Annotated in this window: 6 protein-coding genes and 1 tRNA gene; 2 read left to right on the top strand and 5 right to left on the bottom strand. The window is 66.9% G+C overall.

Annotation, left to right across the window (positions count from 1 at the left end):
• Window positions 1–97: 97 nt before the first annotated feature.
• From BLQ39_RS03295 to BLQ39_RS03275, 5 genes are all read right to left on the bottom strand, one after another.
• Entirely contained in the window at window positions 98–862 is a 765-nt protein-coding gene (locus BLQ39_RS03295) for a hypothetical protein (RefSeq protein ID WP_134575265.1), read from the bottom strand.
• Between the two features lie 147 nt (window positions 863–1009).
• Entirely contained in the window at window positions 1010–1372 is a 363-nt protein-coding gene (locus BLQ39_RS03290) for a GntR family transcriptional regulator (protein ID WP_092321677.1), read from the bottom strand.
• Window positions 1369–2346 (bottom strand): hypothetical protein, encoded by a 978-nt coding sequence (locus tag BLQ39_RS03285; protein ID WP_134575266.1) that lies wholly within the window; start codon window positions 2344–2346, stop codon window positions 1369–1371. The genes BLQ39_RS03290 and BLQ39_RS03285 overlap by 4 nt, the downstream gene beginning before the upstream one ends.
• Before the next feature lie 411 nt (window positions 2347–2757).
• A tRNA-Arg gene (locus BLQ39_RS03280) sits at window positions 2758–2829 on the bottom strand.
• A gap of 62 nt (window positions 2830–2891) precedes the next feature.
• Window positions 2892–3524, bottom strand: coding sequence for a hypothetical protein (locus BLQ39_RS03275; RefSeq protein ID WP_092321675.1), 633 nt, complete (start codon window positions 3522–3524; stop codon window positions 2892–2894).
• A gap of 43 nt (window positions 3525–3567) precedes the next feature.
• Between BLQ39_RS03275 and argS the strand changes: the two genes are divergently transcribed.
• Both argS and BLQ39_RS03265 read left to right on the top strand, forming a co-directional pair.
• Window positions 3568–5244, top strand: coding sequence for an arginine--tRNA ligase (gene argS / locus BLQ39_RS03270; RefSeq protein ID WP_092321674.1), 1677 nt, complete (start codon window positions 3568–3570; stop codon window positions 5242–5244).
• 2 nt (window positions 5245–5246) lie between these two features.
• Window positions 5247–6005 (top strand): LmeA family phospholipid-binding protein, encoded by a 759-nt coding sequence (locus BLQ39_RS03265; protein WP_092321672.1) that lies wholly within the window; start codon window positions 5247–5249, stop codon window positions 6003–6005.
• Window positions 6006–6035: the final 30 nt, after the last annotated feature.

The raw sequence follows: 6035 nt of genomic DNA, 5'->3' as shown, positions 1-6035 counted from the left end.
CGGGTACGACCCGGACAGTTAACGTGCGATCGCCCATCACGCATGGGCCACCGCCGCCGAGCTGAACTAGATCGAGAGCCGCCCCATAGCCGGACGTCTACTGCCGCAGATTCCGCCTGGACTTGACCAGCAGCACAACGCCGAGCGCAAGCCACCAAAGCATTCCCAGTGGGATCAGGGCCATGGAGCCAAGCCAGAGAAACGCGGGCAAGTCGATACTTGCTGCCGTCAGGAGTGGACCAGTGATGAGCATCACGAGCCGGAGGCCGGTGACGACTCCCAGGACGCATAACCAGATCGGCAGGGCGTGGGAGCGTGCCCCGGCGACACTGATACCCACGGCCCAGACACAGAGCGTAAGGAGGCTCGCTTGGGCGAAACCATGGGTTCCCAGCATCTGAAGGGTGAGGTAGGCGGACTCGCCCCATCCGCTGTTCATTCCGTCGATGTAGAGCAACGGCCCCAGCGACTCGCGCAAGACGCCGTGCATGAATAGAAATGCAGCCGACATGAGACCGAGCGCGCTCAGGCTTCGGCGAGTGATACTGCTAGTGCGTGGTGCAAGCGCATCTGAGACGGCGAAGCTCGCCACGACGAACGCGACCGCCATGATGAAAAGTACGACCCCGGCAAGTGGGTAAAACTGCGGATACTGGCGCAGATAATCGAGGCTCACTGCGGGGTTGTCGGTGTCGTCGAAGCCGAGAACCGGCGGCAGGAGCTCGAGCGTAAACCACGTGATGCCTCCGAGCCCGGCAATGACAACCGCCATTCCGCCTGCCCGCAACGCTGCCCGATTGGTGTTCGTAACCGCGGTCTTCGCCGGCGCGGAACCGCTGTTGTGTTCGCGGGTTGCACGCATGGTGCACTCCTCTTGGGTAGCCCCGCGCTGGCAGTTATGGCGAGCCGGTCACGGTTGAGCGATGCACGGAATGGTACCCGCAAGGGCGGCCGGGCGGAATGGATTCACCAGGTGCCTCACCGGCGCCGCCGCCACCGACGGCCCCACCTAGCGGGTCGCGGCTTCCTCGGTCGTTTTCCACTCCGCTCGTACGGCACGGATGGCGTCCTCCAGGGTCAGGCCGTTAAGCGAAGCGATGTAGGCGCGGGCCGCTTCGCGGGCCTGGGTAGGAAAAGCGTCGATCTGTTTGACTCTCGTGCCCGTTCGGTTCGATTCCAGCAGCCCGTCTGCCTCGAGTTCGGAGTAGGCCCGCGCGACGGTTCCCGCCGCAAGCCTCAGGTCGCCGGCGAGTTGGCGCACCGAGGGTAGCTTGTGTCCTGGCGCAAGGTTGCCCACGCGGATTTCGTCGGCGAGCTGTCTGCGAATCTGCCCGAAAGGCGGGGTCGGGTCGGACTCGTCGATCGTGATCATGCCAGCACTTCGGCGACGGGAGCGATCTCGAATGGCTTGCGCGTAGCATCTCCGATCGCGCCTACGACGAAGGCGATGGCGGCAGCCACGAGCGCAACGCCCAACCACAGCGCGATGGTGCCGAGGGTCCCGATGGCTTGCATTGTTGCATCCGCCGGAATCGGGTTGCCGCGGCCGTCGACACTGGTGCCGCGGTTGATGGATTCCGCCGTGTTCCCGGCGAGAATACAGAGTGACCCCGCTGTCACCAGCAGGGCGGATGTCGCGGTTTTCGTGACCACGCGGATTCCGAGGAGCCGCACGGTCGAATCGGCCTCGCGAAGTGACGCGTCCGTGGGACGAGGTGCTGAAGCGATGCGCTTGAGTGCAACGATGAGGACGCCAGCCAGAAGCACCATCCCGACGAGGAGGGGAATGCCGTAGACAAGGCCGGGGAACGTGCCACCTCCGCCACCCATTTTTGCGACGTCGGGTGAGTAGCTGAGCATGCGCCCATCCGGGTCGGCCACAGCCCCGAGCAGCACAATGAGAAATGCCAGGAGCGCCGCGGCAGCGACAGGCGCCACGAACACCGAGCGAGGGCCGAACGTGAGCGGGGTCCGCCGAGTCAGGTCCGCCGTTCTCGACGCCGATTCCTCCGGGAACGCCGGCAGGAAGGCGAAGAACGCGACTGCCGTGACGGCCGTCAGGATCGGAGTGAGCAGGAGCAGGTGAAGGGCGTCCAGGGGCTCCTGGCGTTCCGTCGTAATCGAGCCGATAAGGCCCGCGACGGTGAGCAACGTGGCGCAAGCCACGGTCGCTGCGATAGCGCCCACGTTACGCAGCCGCAGCCGCAGCCGACGGTTCGTAGCTTCCGCCGAAGCGGCGGCGGCTGAAGAGATATGGAGGGCCCGGAAAGGGCCGCGTCTGGCCACCGCCAGCGCGATCATGGCGACGACGACGACAAGCGGGAACAATAGAGCGAAGTGGAGCACGGCCGCAACCTTTCGTGTGTCAAGTAAGTGACACAGACGTTAGCACGTGTATCGGCCTGTTGGTACAGGTGTTGTGCGAGAAGCATAGACAACGGTGCGGCGAAGCCCGTCCGGTTGCGGTGATCGGGAGCTCATGCTGAACGACTCTTCCTGAGGGACGACGACGCGTTTGCGGGACCTCCAACGGGAACGGACCCGCGGAGACTGGATAAGCACCGCCCGCCCATGCAGAATTGTCGCGTTTGACCTGTCCGTAGAGAAATCTCGCTCAGGTGCGTCAACCGCAACAGGGTGAGGCCCGCATTCGCGTTACGGCTGCGCAAGACAGCGGCATGGCTCTCAACGAGCTTGGCGTCCGGTTTGTCCGAACTAGGTGGCAAAAGTCCGAACTGGCCTGTCACGTGACACCGGTGCCCCCAGGCAGATTCGAACTGCCGCCCCTGCCTCCGGAGGGCAGTGCTCTATCCCCTGAGCTATGGGGGCCAGGTTCGCTACTACGTTACCAGCATCTGCGGGCGTCCTGACCGCACGCAGGCGCCCGGAGTCTAGGGCAGGTGCGAGACCGCGGCGGCGATCAGCGGCTCGGCGTCGCCGGGCTCGCCGAACTCGACCGAGCTTGCGACGACCCAGTACTTGCCGGTGAAGAACTGGGCTTCGCCCTTGCCGCCGGTCGCCGTGAAGTATCCCTCGACGTCAACGCCGGTGCCGTACGTCGGCACCGGGGTGCTCGCCGACACGGCCTGGTTCTTGAGGTCGGTCAACGTGGAGTCGTTGGGCTGGGCGATGGATATTTCGATCACGTCGCCGCTGGTCTGGTTGAGCCAGCTGCAGGCGACTCCCTTCTGGGAGACCGCGACCGACGCGGCACTGCCGTCGGCCGGCTTGTAGTCCGGGGCCGCTCCGAAGTTCGGGTTGAAAGCGTAGACGTCATCCGGGGTGAGAACCTCGTCGCAGCCGAGCCCGACCGCGGTGGCCGGGTCCTCCGCGGGGGTGGGCGTCGGCTCGGTGCTGGCGGCCGGCGCGGCGGTCGCTTCGGCCGTCGCCGAAGCGCTCGGGGCCGGTTCGGCGCTGGGCGCGCAGCCCGCGAGAACGATGAGCGCGAGGGCGCCGGCGGCCAGGGCGGCGCCGGAGCGAACACGGCGGGCGCGGATGGAAGCGAGAGCAGGGGAGAGGGTCACGGGTTGACCCTACCAACAGGGGCGGCCGGTAGGATTGAACGCCGTGACCCCTGCTGAACTTTCTCAATCCCTGTTCGACCTCGTCCTGCGCCTGATCGAGCGTCGTCGGGAGGCCGGCAGCGCGAGCGCTGACCTGGGACTGACCGTCGCCGACGTCACCCTCGAACGGCCCAGGAACCGCGACCACGGCGACTGGGCGTCCAGCATCTCGATGAAGATCGCCAAGGCCCTCGGCGCCAACCCGCGCGAAATCGCCGGCGAACTGGCCGCCGGGCTGGAGCAGATCCCCGGCGTGGCCTCCGTCGAGGTGGCCGGCCCCGGCTTCATCAACATCCGCCTGGAAGCGGCGGCAGCCGGAGCGCTCGCGAAGACGATCGTCGACGCCGGCGAAAACTACGGCACGGGATCCACCTATGCCGGCATCAAGATCAACCTCGAGTTCGTCTCGGCCAACCCGACCGGTCCGATCCACATGGGCGGCGTCCGGTGGGCCGCCGTCGGTGACAGCCTCGCCCGGGTGCTCAAGGCGGAGGGCGCGGATGTCACGCGCGAGTACTACTTCAACGACCACGGTTCGCAGATCGACCGTTTCGCCCGCAGCGTGCTCGCCAGCTACCTGGGGGAGCCCACGCCGGAGGACGGCTACGGCGGTGCGTACATCTCCGACATCGCCAACAAGGTGGTCGAACTCTACGAAGGCGACCTCGCCGCGCTGCCGCGCGACGAGCAGCAGGAGGTCTTCCGATCGATCGGCGTTGATCTCATGTTCACCGAGATCAAGGACAAGCTGCACAGCTTCGGCGTCGACTTCGACGTCTTCTTCCACGAGGATTCCCTGCACGAGTCCGGTGCGGTCGAGCGCGCGATCGAACGCCTGCGCGAGCAGGGCCATATCTTCGAGTCCGAGGGTGCCATCTGGCTGCGCACGACCACGTTCGGCGACGACCGCGACCGTGTGATCATCCGCTCGAGCGGCGAGCCGGCGTACATCTCCGGCGACCTCGGCTACTACCTCGACAAGCGCGAGCGCGGCTTCGACCAGAACCTGGTCATGCTCGGCGCCGACCACCACGGCTATGTCGGCCGTCTGATGGCCATGACCGAGGCATTCGGCGACATCCCGGGGCAACACCACGAGATCCTGATCGGTCAGATGGTCAACCTCGTCCGCGAGGGCGAGCCGGTGCGGATGAGCAAGCGCGCCGGAACCATCGTCACCCTCGACGACCTCGTCGACGCCGTCGGCGTGGATGCCGGGCGGTACGCGCTCGTGCGCTCCAGCAGCGACTCGCAGGTCGACATCGACCTCGACCAGTGGGGCAAGCGCACCAACGACAACCCGGTCTTCTACGTTCAATACGCGCACGCCCGCACCCGTTCGGTCGCCCGCAACGCGGCAACCTCCGGGGTGGAGCGCACGGCGTTCGCGCCGGAACTGCTCACCCACGACTCCGAGTCCGCGCTGCTCGGCGTGCTGCAGGAGTACCCGCGCATCGTCGCGCTGGCCGCGGAGCTGCGCGAGCCGCACCGAATCGCCCGCTACATCGAAGAGCTCGCCGGCTATTACCACCGTTGGTACGACAACTGCCGCGTCATCCCGCTGGGCGACGAGCCCGTGACCGACCTGCACCGCACCCGGCTCTGGCTCAACGACGCCACTGGCCAGGTCATCCGCAACGGCCTCGGCCTGCTTGGCGTATCGGCGCCGGAGCGGATGTAGCGATGGCCGGCAAACGCCGGGGGATCGGCGCGCTCGTCATCTCCGTCGTCCTGGTGGTCGGGCTCGTGGTCGCGTTCTTCATCGTCGACTCGGGCCTGCGTGCCCTGGCCGAAGACCGCGTCAAGGCCGAGATCACAGCCAACCTCCCCGAGGGAGCGACGGGCGACGTCGATGTGTCGATCGGCGGCGCCTCGGTGATTGCCCAGTACCTCGCAGGGGGCTTCGACCGGGTCGAGCTGGATGCCCCGACGTTCGCCCTGGACGGCGTTCCGGCGGCCGTGCACGTGGTGGCGAGCGGCGTACCGGTGGACCGGACGAAGCCCGTCCGCGACGTGACGGGCACCGTCGACCTGGGGCAGGAGTCGCTCAACACCCTCCTCGCCGCCGGCGGAGAGACCGGCGACGCCGAACTCACCCTCGGCACGGGTGAGGTGAGCTATTCCGGCACGTTCCCCGTGTTCGGTTTCGAGATCGGCTACGAGGCCACGGCAACCCCGAGCACCTCGGCGGACAGCCTGCTCTTCACCCCGACGGGCGCCGACCTCACGAGCGACGCCGGCAGCGTTGACGTGAGCGGCGTCATCCCGCTCATCCTCGGCCAGGAGCCTCTCTCCATCTGCATCGCCCAGTACCTGCCCGACGGCGTAACACTGGCGGGCGTGGACGTCACACCCGAGCGCGCACGCATTAAGCTGGAGTCGAGCACGCTGATGCTCACCCGGCAGTCGCTCACCACCCTGGGCTCCTGCTCGGCCGGCTGATTCGGCACGCACACCACGCGTTCGCTAGAA

This window comes from Cryobacterium psychrotolerans, from assembly GCF_900101115.1.
Classification (GTDB): domain Bacteria; phylum Actinomycetota; class Actinomycetes; order Actinomycetales; family Microbacteriaceae; genus Cryobacterium; species Cryobacterium psychrotolerans.
The sequence above is the reverse complement of the archived record's forward strand: the minus strand, read 5'-3'. Positions and strand labels throughout refer to the sequence as shown.